Below are 13,280 nucleotides of genomic sequence, written 5' to 3' on the forward strand. Positions count from 1 at the left end.
TGTGTGGTTTTTTAGTGCTGCAGGATTTTCTCGAGGAAGTGCTGCGCACGTTCGGAGCGGGCGCTGATGTCGCCGAAGAACTCCTCTTTAGGGCAGTCTTCGATGATCTTGCCGGCGTCCATGAAGATCACGCGATCAGCCACTTTGCGCGCGAAGCCCATTTCGTGGGTCACGCACATCATGGTCATGCCTTCGTGGGCCAGTTGCACCATCACGTCGAGCACTTCGTTGACCATTTCCGGGTCGAGCGCCGAGGTCGGTTCGTCGAACAGCATGACGATCGGGTCCATGGCCAGTGCACGGGCAATCGCCACACGCTGCTGCTGACCGCCGGACAGTTGCCCCGGGTGCTTGTGCGCATGCGCCGACAAGCCAACGCGCTCGAGCAGTTGCAGACCTTTCTTGGTCGCCTCTTCCTTGCTGCGGCCCAGCACCTTGATCTGCGCGATGGTCAGGTTCTCGGTGATGGTCAGGTGCGGGAACAGCTCGAAGTGCTGGAACACCATACCGACGCGCGAACGCAGTTTCGGCAGGTTGGTCTTGGAGTCGGCAATCGAAGTGCCGTCGACGACGATGTCGCCTTTCTGGAACGGCTCCAGCGCGTTGACGCACTTGATCAGGGTCGACTTGCCCGAACCCGACGGACCGCAGACCACGATCACTTCGCCTTTCTTGACCTCGGTGCTGCAATCAGTCAGCACCTGGAAGTCGCCATACCACTTGTTGATGTTCTTGATGGAGATCATACGGCAAACCTTTTTTGCAGACGCTTGACCAGCAGCGAGGCGGAAAAGCTGATGATGAAGTAGACGACACCGGCAAAGATCAGGAACTCGTTGGAACGACCGATGATGTCGCCGCTGGAGCGGGCGGAGTTGAGGAAGTCCACCAGGCCCACGGTGTAGACCAGCGAGGTGTCCTGGAACAGGATGATCGACTGTTGCAGCAGCAACGGGGTCATCTTGCGGAACGCCTGGGGCAGGATGATCAGACGCATGGTCTGGCCATAGGTCATGCCCATCGCCTGGGCCGCGGCCATCTGGCCTTTGGGGATCGACTGCACGCCAGCCCGGACGATCTCACAGAAGTACGCGGCTTCGAACATCATGAAGGCCACGACGCAGGAGGTGAACGCGCCGATCGGGGTGTCTTCGCCGGTGATCCAGCGCAGCACGAACGGCACCGCCAGGTAGAACCAGGTGATCACCAGCAGCAGCGGGATCGAGCGGAAGTAGTTCACGTAGGCGCCGGCGACGCGCGACAGCAGTTTGCTGGACGACAGGCGCATCAGTGCGAGGATCGTCCCCAGCACGATGCCGCCGATCACGCCCATGACCATCAGTTGCAAGGTCATGACCATGCCGTTCCACAGGCCGGGGATCGCGGGGATGATGCCGCTGAAATCGAAGTCCATTATTTACCCCCCACGGAGATCAGGCCGGGCACTGCGACTTTCTTCTCGACCATGCGCATCAGCAACATCAGGCTCATGTTCAGGGTGAAGTAGATCAGCGTGGCCAGGGTGAAGGCTTCAAACAGGTTGGCCGAGAACTCGGCGGTCTGTTTGGTTTGCGCCAGCAGTTCCATCAGGCCGATCAAGGACGCCACGGAGGAGTTCTTGAACACGTTGAGGAATTCCGAGGTCAGCGGTGGAATGATGATGCGGTAGGCCTGGGGCAGCAGCACGTTCCAGTAGATCTGCGGCAGCTTGAAACCCATGGCGCGGGCGGCGGATTCCTGGCCGCGTGGCAACGCCTGGATGCCGGTGCGCACTTGCTCGCAGACCCGGGCGGCGGTGAACAGACCCAGGCACACGACCACGCTCAGGTAGGCCGAGGTGGTCGGGTTCAGATCCTGCTTGTACCAGTCCTGCAGGTTTTGCGGCAGCAGATCGGGCACCAGGAAGTACCAGATGAACAGCTGCACCAGCAGCGGCACGTTGCGAAACAGTTCGACGTAGCAGGTCGCGATGCCCGATACGAGGCGGTTCGGCACCGTGCGCATGACCCCCAGAATGGAGCCCAGCAGCAAGGCGATGATCCATGCCACGATGGCGATGGCAATGGTCCAGCCCAGGCCGGCGATGTACCAGTCGAGATAAGTCTCGCTGCCCACGCCGGTGGACTTGAAGAACACGCCCCAGTCCCAGTTGTAATTCATTAGGGTCTCCCCTCGAAATCGATCGATGTACAAGCACCCGCTTGGGGAAGATCCTTTCCCGTCCGACGTTGAACGCCGGGCACACGCGATCGGCTCGAAAACCGCCAGGTCGAGTGTTCCACTGTAAAACCAGCAGGTAACAGACGCCTGAGGGAGGGTGGCTCCCTCAGGGGATAAGGTTAGTCAGGAATCAGATTTTTACGTCAGGCGCCGGCTTGTCGCTCGGGTTGGCGATCAGTTCCTTGACCTTGTCGCTCATCGGGAAGTTGAGGTTCAGGCCCTTTGGCGGAATCGCGGTTTCGAACCACTTCTTGTAGATCTCGTTGATCTTGCCGGATTTGTACAGGCCGACGATGGCGTCATCCACAGCCTTCTTGAAGGCCGGGTCGTCTTTGCGAACCATGCACGCGTAGGCTTCGAACGATTGCGGAGTACCGGTGATGACCCAGTCGTCCGGCTTCTTGGCCTTGGCTTCTTCGCCGGCCAGCAGGGCGTCGTCCATCATGAAGGCAACGGCGCGGCCGCTTTCCAGCATGTTGAAGGATTCACCGTGGTCCTTGGCGGAGATGATGTTCATGCCCATCTGCTTGTCGGCGTTCATCGCTTTGATGATGCGCTCGGACGTGGTGCCGGCGGTGGTCACGACGTTTTTGCCTTTGAGGTCGGCAAAGTCTTTGTAGGACGGGTTGCCATCCTTGTCTTTCTTGACCAGCAGACGGGTGCCGATTTCGAAGATGTTGACGGTGAAGTCGACTTGCTGGGCGCGTTCGGCGTTATTGGTGGTGGAACCGCACTCGATATCCGCGGTGCCGTTCTGGATCAGCGGGATACGGGTTTGCGAGGTCACCAGGTTGTATTTGACCTGCAGGTCTGGCTTGTTCAGGTCTTTTTTCAGGGCTTCAACGATGGCCACTTGAATGTCGTGGGAGTAGCCCACTGGCTTGCCGGAAGCATCCGCAATGTAGGAAAACGGGATGGAGCTGTCGCGGTGAGCGAGGGTGATGGTGCCGGAATCGTTGATTTTCTTCAGGGTGCCGGTGAGTTCGGCGGCGAAAACTGGAGTGCTGATCAGAGCGGCCGCAATGGCTGCGCCCAGGATATGGGGAACGATGCGCATCAAATTTTCCTCGAATTGTTTTTTTTATGGAGCCAGTTCGTCGGCCCTTTTGTGCTTCGAATGCCTGACGGCTCCTGAAGTGTTGGCACGGCAGGCATTCGTCGAGAGAGTGTAGAGCATGAGTCGTGCCAGAGCAGTCGATAGTGGCTAATGGCTTGATTTATAAGGTGATTAAAGTTTTGTGTCGGTGTTTTTCGATGAAACTGATCCGGTTATCCGAATCGACCGGGAGGTCGCGTTCGGAAATCCGAACGATCTGTCGTCGGTTGTTTTCGGCAGCGCGACCTTTGTGGCGAGGGAGCTTGCTCCCGCTGGACTGCGCAGCAGGCCCGCTTTTATAAATGGGGCCGCTACGCGACCCAGCGGGAGCAAGCTCCCTCGCCACAGGTAAAGTGGCCAGCCCGGATAAACAAAAAAGCCCCTGAATCGTGAGATTCAGGGGCTTCGTTTCAAGCGCTGTAAACGTCAGGCCGCTTCAGTCTTGCGGTTCTGCTCGACCTTGCCCAGGTAAGCCGCCAGTTTCTCTTGCTCGGCCGGGGTGGTGAACAGGCCCAGTTTGCTGCGGCGCCACAGGATGTCGTGCGCCGTGGAAGCCCATTCTTCGCTGCACAGGTAATCGACCTCCCGAGTGTAGAGCCCGCCACCAATGTGTTCGCCCATGTCGGCGAGGGTTTCCACGCCTTCGAGCATGCGCCAGGTGCGGCTGCCGTAGGTGGTGGCCCAGCGGCGGGCGATCTCGGTCGGGACGAAGTCGAACTTGTCGCGGATCTGCGCGCTCAAGGCTTGCGGGGTGGTCATGTCTTCGCCGCCGGGCAGGGTCGCGGTGGCGGTCCAGCTCGGGCGCATCTGGGTGAAGTACGGCATCAACTGGGCCATCGCTGACTCGGCGAGTTTGCGGTAGGTGGTCAGTTTGCCGCCGAACACCGACAGCAGCGGTGCTTCTTCGCCACCGCCAGACAATGCCAGGGTGTAATCGCGGGTCACGGCGGACGGGTTGTCGGATTCGTCGTTGCACAGTGGACGCACGCCCGAGTAGCTGTGCTGGATGTCGTCGCGGCTGATCTGCTGCTTGAAGTGCGCGTTGACCACTTTCAGCAGGTAATCGGTTTCGCCGTCGGTGATTGCCACTTTCGCCGGGTCACCGGTGTATTCGCGGTCGGTGGTACCGATGAGGGTGAAGTGGTTCAGGTACGGAATGGTGAAGACGATGCGCTGATCTTCGTTTTGCAGGATGTGCGCGTGATCGCCTTCGTACAGCTTCGGCACGATGATGTGGCTGCCCTGAATCAGGCGGATGCCGTACGGCGATTCCATTTTCAGGTCGTCACGAATGAACTTGGCGACCCACGGGCCGGCCGCATTCACCAAGGCTTTGGCAGTGATCGAAAACAGGCTGCCGTCGGCGCGTTCCAGATTCAGGTGCCACAGGCCCTTGGCGCGGCGGGCGCTGACGCAACGGGTCTGGGTGTGCACGTGGGCGCCTTTTTCCCGGGCGGCCATGGCGTTCAGAACGACGAGGCGGGCGTCATCGACCCAGCAATCGGAGTATTCGAAGCCTTTGGTGATTTCGCTTTTCAATGCGCTGTCGGCACCGAACTTCAGGCTTTTCGAACCTGGCAGCTTTTCACGCTTGCCGAGGTTGTCATAAAGGAACAGACCGGCGCGGATCATCCACGCCGGACGCAGGTGCGGGCGGTGCGGCAGCACAAAACGCATCGGCTTGACGATGTGCGGCGCCTTGGCCAGCAGCACTTCGCGCTCGGCCAGCGCTTCACGCACCAGACGGAATTCGTAATGTTCGAGATAGCGCAGGCCACCGTGGATCAGCTTGCTGCTGGCCGACGAGGTGTGGCTGGCCAGGTCATCCTTTTCGCAAAGGAACACCGAGAGACCGCGACCGGCGGCATCCGCTGCGATCCCTACGCCATTGATCCCGCCGCCAATCACGGCAACGTCGTAGATCTCGGAGATAGGGGGCGTACGCAAGGTAGATGTGGACATCGGCTGGCCTCGGGCTCTTTTGATTTTCTGTCTTGGAAATCGAACATAAATGTTCATTTGCGAAAATGGTAGCCCATAAAGACGCGCGCAGCCAGTCGCGTTCGATTGAAAAAACTCATCGAAGGGCGGCTAAAAGAAAATTTTCGAACATGAGATGTGCGCAAGAGCGCTGGAGATGTGTTGTTTGTAACTGCCCCTTCGCGAGCAAGCCCGCTCCCACAGTGGGGTGAGGGGGCTCACAAATCTCGTGGTTGACTCACATCCCTGTGGGATCGGGCTTGCTCGCGAAGAGGCCTTTACGAACACTGAAGGGCAAAAGGTTTAAACGACTTCCAGACGAATCTTGTGCTGGCTCAGCAGTTGCGCCAGTGCCGGCACCGGCTGCTGATCGGTCACCAGGCAGTCGATCAGGCTGATCGGACCCAATCGAATCATCGCATTGCGCCCGAACTTGCTCGAGTCCGCCGCCAGAATCACCTGCCGCGCATTGGCAATGATCGCCTGCGACACGCGCACTTCCTGATAATCGAAGTCGAGCAGGCTGCCGTCTTCGTCGATGCCGCTGATACCCACCAGTGCGAAATCGACCTTGAACTGGTTGATGAAGTCCACGCTCGCCTGACCCACCACACCGCCGTCACGGCGCACGTTGCCGCCGGTCAGCAGCACATCGAAATCATCCTTGGCACTGAGCATCGAGGCGACGTGCAGGTTGTTGGTGATGATCTTCAGATGGTTGTGATTGAGCAGGGCGCGGGCAATCGATTCGGTGGTGGTGCCGATGTTGATGAACAGCGAGGCGTGATCGGGGATCTGCGCGGCGATGGCTTCGCCGATGCGTTGTTTTTCGTCGCGCATCTGGTCGGCGCGCATCGCGTAGGCGGTGTTTTCGACGCTGGAATCATAGGCCGCGCCGCCATGGTAGCGACGCAACAGATTGGCTTCCGCGAGCTGATTGATATCGCGGCGGATGGTTTGCGGTGTAACAACGAACAGCGTAGCCATTTCCTCGATGCTCACATAGCCGCGTTCGCGGACCAGCTCGAGGATTTGCTGCTGACGGGGAGGCAGATTCATGGGGCTTCCTTTGGGCTGCCGTGCAAAATTTGCCCATGATGACGCAGGAATCTCCTCCCGACCAGTTTCCAAACAACGTGAAAGCTACTGCGCTCGGCAATCCTGCGTTAAAAACAGGCTCGGACTGCTCATTTACAAACCCGTAAACTCCGCGTCCTCGCCTGTTTTTGCCTTGTCTTGCCTTCGCTCGCTAAGCTTTCACGCTGTTTGGACAGCTTAAGTCAGTCTTCAGACTGGCTTATTCAGCGTCTTCACGCGCCCAGTCACGGGTGCGGCTGACGGCTTTTTTCCAGCCTTTGTACAGTTTCTCTTTCTCGACTTCTTCCAGGCTCGGTTCGAACTCACGCTCGATCACGGCCTTGCCGCGCAGTTCGTCGAGGCTGCCCCAGAAACCGCACGCCAGACCGGCCAGGTACGCCGCGCCGAGTGCAGTGGTTTCACGCATTTGCGGACGCTCGACCTGGGTGCCGAGGATGTCGGCCTGGAACTGCATGAGGAAGTTGTTGGCTACCGCGCCGCCGTCCACGCGCAGGGCCTTGAGGCGTTCGCCGGAGTCCTGTTGCATGGCGTCGAGTACGTCGCGGGTCTGGTAGGCGATCGATTCCAGCGCGGCGCGGATGATGTGATCCACGCGCACGCCGCGCGTCAGACCGAACAGTGCACCGCGGGCATACGGGTCCCAGTACGGAGCGCCCAGACCGGTGAAGGCCGGTACCAGGTACACACCGTTGCTGTCCTTCACTTTATTGGCGAAGTATTCGGTGTCGTGAGCGTCGTTGACGATCTTCAGTTCATCGCGCAGCCACTGCACGGTCGAACCGCCGTTGAACACCGCGCCTTCCAGGGCGTAAGCCACTTCGCCACGCGGGCCGCAAGCGATGGTGGTGAGCATGCCGTGTTGCGATTTCACCGCTTTGTCGCCGGTGTTCATCAGCAGGAAGCAGCCGGTGCCGTAGGTGTTTTTCGCCTGGCCCGGCTCGACGCACATCTGGCCGAACAGTGCCGCTTGCTGATCACCGGCGATACCGCCGATGGCGATGCCGCTCTTGGTGCGACCATAGATTTCCGAAGAGGCTTTGACCTCCGGGAGCATCTCGCGCGGGATGTCGAGGATTTCCAGCATCTTCGAATCCCACTCCAGCGAGTGGATGTTGAAGAGCATGGTGCGCGAGGCGTTGGTGTAGTCGGTGACGTGCACTTTGCCGCCGGTGAATTTCCAGATCAGCCAGCTATCGATGGTGCCGAACAGCAGTTCGCCGTTGCGCGCACGCTCGCGGCTGCCTTCGACGTTGTCGAGAATCCACTTCAGTTTGGTGCCGGAGAAGTACGGGTCGGTGACCAGACCAGTGTTGTCGCGGATGTACTCTTCGTGGCCATCGCGCTTGAGCTGCTGGCAGATCTCGGTGCTGCGGCGGCACTGCCAGACGATGGCGTTGTACACCGGACGACCGGTGGTCTTGTCCCAGACCACCGTAGTTTCACGCTGGTTGGTGATACCGATGGCGGCGACCTGATCGTGATGCAGACCGGCCTGGGCCAGTGCTTCAACCATCACCGCGCTCTGGGTCGCAAAGATTTCCATTGGATCGTGCTCGACCCAACCGGCTTGCGGGTAGTGCTGGGCGAATTCGCGCTGGGCGGTGCAGACCACGTTCGCATCGCGGTCGAAAATGATCGCGCGGGAGCTGGTCGTACCCTGATCGAGGGCAATGATGTAGTTCTTATTCTGAATGTCGGTCATGTCGATTGCCTTGGACGAAATAAGGGAGAGTGGGCCGGGGCGCGGGTTCGAAATGGGCAGGAGCCCGCGCCGACTGTTTCAAGAAGTTCTTGGTTTGCCGTCAATGGCCGGTTCTGCATCCTTTGTAGCAGGTGTGGCGCCGGTCAGGTGACGGGCGATGAGCCCGCGATACCCGGCAGCGCCGAGGCAGGTACCGACAATCGGTGCAAAAATCGGAATCAGGAAGTACGGAATATCGCGGCCGCCAGTGAAGGAAATTTCACCCCAGCCGGCGAAGAAAGTCATCAGTTTCGGACCGAAGTCACGCGCCGGATTCATCGCAAAACCGGTCAGCGGGCCCATCGAGCTGCCAATGACGGCAATCAGCAAACCGATCAGCAGCGGAGCCATCGGGCCTTTAGGCAGACCGTTGTTGTCATCGGTCAGGGCCATGATCACGCCCATCAGGATCGCGGTGATGATCATCTCGACCAGGAATGCCTGGGCGGTGGACAGTACCGGATTGGGGAAGGTCGAGAACACCGAGGCCAACTCAAGGCTGGCGGCGGTGCCACGCACCATGTGGTGAGTTTGTTCGTAATCGAAGAATAGATTGCTGTACAGCGTGTACACCAACAGCGCACCGCAAAACGCGCCGGCGATCTGCGACAGGATATAGAACGGCAGTTTGCGCTTTTCGAAGTCGGCGAAAATGCTCAGGGCAATGCTCACGGCGGGGTTCAGGTGCGCGCCGGAAACCCCGGCGGTCAAGTAGATCGCCATGCTCACGCCGACGCCCCAGATGATGCTGATTTCCCACAGGCCGAAGCTGGCGCCCGCGACTTTGAGCGCAGCGACACAGCCGGTGCCGAAAAAGATCAGAAGTGCAGTCCCCAGAAACTCGGCCAGGCATTGGCCGGAAAGCGATGGTTGCTGTAAAGCAGTTGTCATTGAAAACCTCGATTTTTGTTGTTGTCTGGCGCGTTTGCCGTCAGGGCAAGGCGCGATTTTCCCCGGGGCAGGATCCCCATCCTGTTCCCGGTTTACTGCTGGGTGCTGCGGTGATGATAATTCTTACATTATTCAGATTCGAAAAAATATAGACAAGAAACAAACCTGTCAAAGGTCGAAAGTGAACCGTCGGTCACAATTAAACTATCAGCCTGCTGAATGATCCTGCGGAGGAAGGAGGCGGTAGCCCGGCGATTTGCCTGCAAAGCCCGGAAAACGGGGCTTGCGCTAGAGCCTTTTGCGAGGTGATGGCCTAGAATCCGGCGCAGGATTTTTCTGTTGATGCCGAACCTGGAGCTGCCATGACCCCTGCGTTGGACTTGTTGAAAAAAGTTCGTGCCGAACATCGCGTGCACAGTTACGAACATGACCCCAAGGCCGCGTCCTATGGGCTGGAGGCCGCCGAGAAACTGGCGCTGGAGCCGGCGCAGGTGTTCAAGACGCTGCTCGCTGCCAGCGAAAAAGGTGAATTGTTGGTGGCGGTGGTGCCGGTCGTCGGAAGTCTTGATCTCAAAGGTCTGGCACACGCGGCGGGCGTCAAGAAAGTCGAAATGGCTGACCCGGCTGCGGCACAGCGTTCCACCGGTTACCTGTTGGGCGGCATCAGTCCGCTGGGGCAGAAGAAGCGTCTGCGCACCTTCATCGATAACTCGGCCCAAGGCTTTGCGACTATTTATGTCAGTGCCGGCCGACGTGGTCTGGAAGTCGAATTGGCGCCGGCGGTTCTGGCTGAACACACCCAGGCCAAATTTGCCGACATCGGTCGTGCATGAACTTGCGTTCTGTATGAAGAAAATTGCCCGGTTCTGTCACTGGCGCTGAGCGCAGCGTGGCTGCATGCTCTGCCGACTCACTCAGGGAGAAGGTTATGCAGCTCGAATTTCATCAGGTTGATGCGTTCAGTGATCGGCCGTTCAGTGGCAACCCGGCGATGGTGTATCGGCTCGATGCATGGCTCGCGGACGATTTGATGCAGAAGATCGCTGCCGAACACAATCTGGCAGAAACCGCGTTCGTGGTGCGCGAAGGCGCGGCGTGGCACATCCGCTGGTTCACCCCGACCACCGAGGTGCCGCTGTGCGGGCATGCCACACTGGCCAGCGCCTATGTGTTGTTCGAGGTCTACAAGGAAAATGCCGAGCGGCTGGACTTCATCTGCAAGTCCGGGCCGCTTAGCGTCAGCCGCGAGGGCGATCGCCTATGGCTGGACTTCCCGTCGATTGTGCCGTCAGAAATTGGCGTGACGCTGGATGTCGAGCGCGCGCTGGGCGTCGAGGCGGTGGATGTGCTCGGTTCCAATGAATTGTTTGTGGTGCTGGAGTCGGAGCAGGCAGTGCTCGACTGCAAGCCGGACATGGTAGCGCTGGCGAAACTGCCGTGGCTCGGCGCCATCGTGACGGCGCGCGGCAATCAGCACGATTTCGTTTCGCGCTACTTCGCCCCGGCAATCGGCATCAACGAAGATCCGGTCACGGGTTCGACGCATTGCAGCCTGATTCCGTACTGGTCGAAACGTTTGGGCAAATCCAGTTTGACCGCGTGCCAGCGTTCGGCGCGGGGCGGAGAGTTGTTCTGTCGGCTGGAGGGGGAGCGGGTGAAGATCGGCGGGAATGCGACACTGGTGGCCAGCGGCACGCTGATCCTGGGTTGAACCCAAAACCAACTGTGGGAGCGGGCTTGCTCGCGAATGCGGGGTGTCAGTCAACGATGATGGTGGCTGATATACCGCATTCGCGAGCAAGCCCGCTCCCACAGTTTTGATCCGGGGCGGATCAGAGGGCGGTGCTGTAGCGGCGGACGCCGTTTTCCGCAGCCGGGATTTGCGCGGCAGTGCTGCCCGATGCCTGGAACAACACCAGATGTTCAGCCGCTACGCGAATCCCCACCTCCGCCCCCACCTGATGGTCGGCATGGCTCGGGAAGATCGATTCCAGCTGCGCACCGGTCGGCAGTTGCAGGCGATACAGGGTCGAGGCACCCAGGAAAGTCTTGCCGACGATCCGCGCTTTCAACCCGCTGTCCGGCGCATAAACGATGTCATCCGGACGCAGCAATACATCCACCGCACCGCCCACCGGCCAGGTGTAGGCGCGGTTGCCGCGCAGTTCGCCGAGCTCGGTCTGCACCGATTCCGGGCTGCCGAGCTGGCCGCGAATGAAATACCCCTGACCGATGAAGCTGGCGACAAACGGCGTCGCCGGCTCGTGGTAGAGGTTATAGGGCGTGTCCCACTGCTCCAGGCGACCTTCCTTGAATACACCAACATGATCGCTGACGGCGAAGGCTTCTTCCTGATCGTGAGTCACCAGAATCGCGCTGGTGCCACGGGCCTTGAGGATGTCGCGCACTTCGTGGCTGAGCTTGCGCCGCAGTTCGCCATCGAGGTTGGAGAATGGCTCGTCGAGCAGCAGCAATTGCGGCTCCGGCGCCAGTGCCCGGGCGAGGGCGACACGCTGTTGCTGGCCACCCGATAACTCGTGGGGAAAGCGCTTGCCTAGATTCTTCAGATTGACCAGTTCCAGCAGCTCCTCGGTGACGCGCGCCTTGTTCGGGTGCTTGCGGATACCGAAGGCGATGTTGTCTGCGACGCTCAGGTGCGGGAACAGCGCGTAGTCCTGGAACACCATGCCGATCCGGCGTTTCTCCGGCGCCAGGGTGAAACCGGCGCTGGAAATGGTTTCGCCGCCCAGAGTGATTTCCCCTTCGTGCACCGGTTCGAAACCGGCAATCGCGCGCAGGGTGGTGGTCTTGCCGCAGCCGGACGAGCCGAGCAGGCAGCCGATGTCACCGGCGTTGAGGTGCAGATTGAGGTTCTGCACCACGCGTTGATCTTGATAGCCGCAAGCAAGGTTGCGCAGATTCAGCAGTAATTCATGGCTCATGCGTGGTGATATGCCGGTTCGACGAGGAACTCGAGCAGGGCCTTCTGTGCGTGGAGACGGTTTTCTGCCTGATCCCAGGCGACGGAGCGCGGGTCATCAAGCAGGTCGAGGCTGATTTCTTCACCGCGGTGCGCCGGCAGGCAGTGCATGAACAGCACATCTTCGGCCGCCAGATCGAGCAGGGCGCGGTTCACCTGAAACGGAGCGAACAACTTCAGGCGCTTGGCAGTTTCCTCTTCCTGACCCATCGAAGTCCAGACATCGGTGCTCACCAGATGCGCACCGCGCACGGCATCCTGCGGATCACGGACGATGGTCACGCGATCGCCGGCGCGGGCAACAAATTCCGGATTAGGCTCGTAGCCCTGCGGGCAGGCAACGCGCAACTGGAAGTCGAACTGGATCGCCGCTTCTATATAGCTGTTGCACATGTTGTTGCCGTCGCCGATCCAGGCCACGGTCTTGCCCTGGATCGAGCCACGGTGCTCAAGGAAGGTCTGCATGTCGGCCAGCAACTGGCACGGGTGCAGGTCATCGGACAGGCCATTGATCACCGGCACGCGCGAGTTGGCGGCGAATTCGGTCAGGGTGCTGTGGGCAAAGGTACGGATCATCACCGCGTCGAGCATGCTCGACATGACGATGGCGCAGTCGCCGATCGGCTCGCCACGGCCCAGCTGGGTGTCGCGTGGCGAGAGGAAGATCGCCTGGCCACCGAGCTGGATCATGCCGGCCTCGAAGGAGATCCGGGTACGGGTCGAGGACTTCTCGAAGATCATCCCCAGGACGCGGTTTTTCAGCGGCTCGAACAGTACGCCGCGGTTACGCAGGTCCTTGAGCTCAACGCCTCGACGGATCACGCTGACCAGCTCTTCGGGCGTGCAATCCATCAGGGAGAGAAAGTGCCTTGCGCTCATCATTGACTACCTTTTTGCTACAGACCGCAGATGCTCAAAGCCTTGTTTAACGGAACAACGGGCGAGACCTGCGGCGTAAGCCGCACGGGGCGACGAAATAGGGGAAGGCGCGATATTGACACTAAATGTCGCGTTACGCCAATAGGCTACGGTTTTTGCGGGATTCGGAGAGCGCACTGGATGTTACAGCCGCGCATTTGAAGCCGGGTTCAGGACAGCAGCGAGCCTCTTTGTACACCGGCCTCGCCGGGCTTGGCAATGCGGCGTGGCGGGGATCATGTGGATCAGGTCGGTTTGCGACCGTGGCGCCATGCCATCACTTGGTCGGATGCTCAGACTGAAACATTTGCTAAAGCAAAGTGCTGGGTTATAAATAAGTTTCGAGCGACGCAGGA

At 59.7% G+C, this 13,280-nt stretch carries 12 protein-coding genes; 2 read left to right on the forward strand and 10 right to left on the reverse strand.

All coding sequences use genetic code 11. The annotated features are described in order from the left end of the window. Nucleotides 1–11: 11 nt before the first annotated feature. From V3W27_RS26725 to V3W27_RS26760, 8 genes are all read right to left on the reverse strand, one after another. Complete coding sequence (locus V3W27_RS26725; RefSeq protein ID WP_007963947.1) at nucleotides 12–746, reverse strand: amino acid ABC transporter ATP-binding protein; 735 nt, start codon at nucleotides 744–746, stop codon at nucleotides 12–14. Continuing rightward, nucleotides 743–1,414 carry an amino acid ABC transporter permease gene (locus V3W27_RS26730; protein WP_007963949.1) on the reverse strand — a complete coding sequence of 224 codons (672 nt, stop codon included), beginning with the start codon at nucleotides 1,412–1,414 and terminating at the stop codon, nucleotides 743–745. Before V3W27_RS26730 ends, V3W27_RS26725 begins: the two co-directional genes overlap by 4 nt. Next, nucleotides 1,414–2,160, reverse strand: coding sequence for an amino acid ABC transporter permease (locus tag V3W27_RS26735; protein WP_027612077.1), 747 nt, complete (start codon nucleotides 2,158–2,160; stop codon nucleotides 1,414–1,416). Before V3W27_RS26735 ends, V3W27_RS26730 begins: the two co-directional genes overlap by 1 nt. A 190-nt stretch (nucleotides 2,161–2,350) precedes the next feature. Continuing rightward, the gene (locus V3W27_RS26740; RefSeq protein ID WP_027612076.1) at nucleotides 2,351–3,277 is read right to left on the reverse strand and encodes a glutamate/aspartate ABC transporter substrate-binding protein; all 927 of its coding nucleotides are present in this window, start codon (nucleotides 3,275–3,277) and stop codon (nucleotides 2,351–2,353) included. Between the two features lie 465 nt (nucleotides 3,278–3,742). Further along, nucleotides 3,743–5,278, reverse strand: coding sequence for a glycerol-3-phosphate dehydrogenase (gene glpD / locus V3W27_RS26745; RefSeq protein ID WP_330207958.1), 1,536 nt, complete (start codon nucleotides 5,276–5,278; stop codon nucleotides 3,743–3,745). Between the two features lie 321 nt (nucleotides 5,279–5,599). Continuing rightward, a complete protein-coding gene (locus V3W27_RS26750; protein ID WP_007916700.1) occupies nucleotides 5,600–6,355 on the reverse strand; it encodes a DeoR/GlpR family transcriptional regulator in 756 nt (251 codons plus the stop codon). 238 nt (nucleotides 6,356–6,593) lie between these two features. After that, nucleotides 6,594–8,096: a glycerol kinase GlpK gene (gene glpK, locus V3W27_RS26755; RefSeq protein WP_202368930.1), complete on the reverse strand. Its 1,503-nt coding sequence runs from the start codon at nucleotides 8,094–8,096 to the stop codon at nucleotides 6,594–6,596. A gap of 78 nt (nucleotides 8,097–8,174) precedes the next feature. Beyond that, the gene (locus V3W27_RS26760) at nucleotides 8,175–9,026 is read right to left on the reverse strand and encodes an MIP/aquaporin family protein (protein WP_330207959.1); all 852 of its coding nucleotides are present in this window, start codon (nucleotides 9,024–9,026) and stop codon (nucleotides 8,175–8,177) included. Between the two features lie 362 nt (nucleotides 9,027–9,388). Between V3W27_RS26760 and ybaK the strand changes: the two genes are divergently transcribed. Continuing rightward, entirely contained in the window at nucleotides 9,389–9,859 is a 471-nt protein-coding gene (ybaK, locus tag V3W27_RS26765; RefSeq protein WP_003227741.1) for a Cys-tRNA(Pro) deacylase, read from the forward strand. A 95-nt stretch (nucleotides 9,860–9,954) separates the two neighbouring features. Continuing rightward, nucleotides 9,955–10,737: a PhzF family phenazine biosynthesis protein gene (locus tag V3W27_RS26770; protein ID WP_123588589.1), complete on the forward strand. Its 783-nt coding sequence runs from the start codon at nucleotides 9,955–9,957 to the stop codon at nucleotides 10,735–10,737. Nucleotides 10,738–10,858: 121 nt separating this feature from the next. Here V3W27_RS26770 and V3W27_RS26775 read toward each other — a convergent pair whose 3' ends face one another. Beyond that, entirely contained in the window at nucleotides 10,859–11,968 is a 1,110-nt protein-coding gene (locus V3W27_RS26775; RefSeq protein ID WP_330207960.1) for an ABC transporter ATP-binding protein, read from the reverse strand. Further along, the gene (argF, locus tag V3W27_RS26780) at nucleotides 11,965–12,885 is read right to left on the reverse strand and encodes an ornithine carbamoyltransferase (protein ID WP_095136949.1); all 921 of its coding nucleotides are present in this window, start codon (nucleotides 12,883–12,885) and stop codon (nucleotides 11,965–11,967) included. Before argF ends, V3W27_RS26775 begins: the two co-directional genes overlap by 4 nt. Nucleotides 12,886–13,280 lie beyond the last annotated feature (395 nt).

Origin of the sequence: Pseudomonas sp. AM14(2022) (assembly GCF_036346455.1) — a bacterium.
Lineage (GTDB): Bacteria > Pseudomonadota > Gammaproteobacteria > Pseudomonadales > Pseudomonadaceae > Aquipseudomonas > Aquipseudomonas putida_A.

What these genes read in the sequence shown, in the direction of transcription:
- V3W27_RS26725 (WP_007963947.1), bottom strand. Translation starts at nt 746, where the DNA reads ATGATCTCCATCAAGAACATCAACAAGTGGTATGGCGACTTCCAGGTG.
- V3W27_RS26730 (WP_007963949.1), bottom strand. Translation starts at nt 1,414, where the DNA reads ATGGACTTCGATTTCAGCGGCATCATCCCCGCGATCCCCGGCCTGTGG.
- V3W27_RS26735 (WP_027612077.1), bottom strand. Translation starts at nt 2,160, where the DNA reads ATGAATTACAACTGGGACTGGGGCGTGTTCTTCAAGTCCACCGGCGTG.
- V3W27_RS26740 (WP_027612076.1), bottom strand. Translation starts at nt 3,277, where the DNA reads ATGCGCATCGTTCCCCATATCCTGGGCGCAGCCATTGCGGCCGCTCTG.
- glpD (WP_330207958.1), bottom strand. Translation starts at nt 5,278, where the DNA reads ATGTCCACATCTACCTTGCGTACGCCCCCTATCTCCGAGATCTACGAC.
- V3W27_RS26750 (WP_007916700.1), bottom strand. Translation starts at nt 6,355, where the DNA reads ATGAATCTGCCTCCCCGTCAGCAGCAAATCCTCGAGCTGGTCCGCGAA.
- glpK (WP_202368930.1), bottom strand. Translation starts at nt 8,096, where the DNA reads ATGACCGACATTCAGAATAAGAACTACATCATTGCCCTCGATCAGGGT.
- V3W27_RS26760 (WP_330207959.1), bottom strand. Translation starts at nt 9,026, where the DNA reads ATGACAACTGCTTTACAGCAACCATCGCTTTCCGGCCAATGCCTGGCC.
- ybaK (WP_003227741.1), top strand. Translation starts at nt 9,389, where the DNA reads ATGACCCCTGCGTTGGACTTGTTGAAAAAAGTTCGTGCCGAACATCGC.
- V3W27_RS26770 (WP_123588589.1), top strand. Translation starts at nt 9,955, where the DNA reads ATGCAGCTCGAATTTCATCAGGTTGATGCGTTCAGTGATCGGCCGTTC.
- V3W27_RS26775 (WP_330207960.1), bottom strand. Translation starts at nt 11,968, where the DNA reads ATGAGCCATGAATTACTGCTGAATCTGCGCAACCTTGCTTGCGGCTAT.
- argF (WP_095136949.1), bottom strand. Translation starts at nt 12,885, where the DNA reads ATGAGCGCAAGGCACTTTCTCTCCCTGATGGATTGCACGCCCGAAGAG.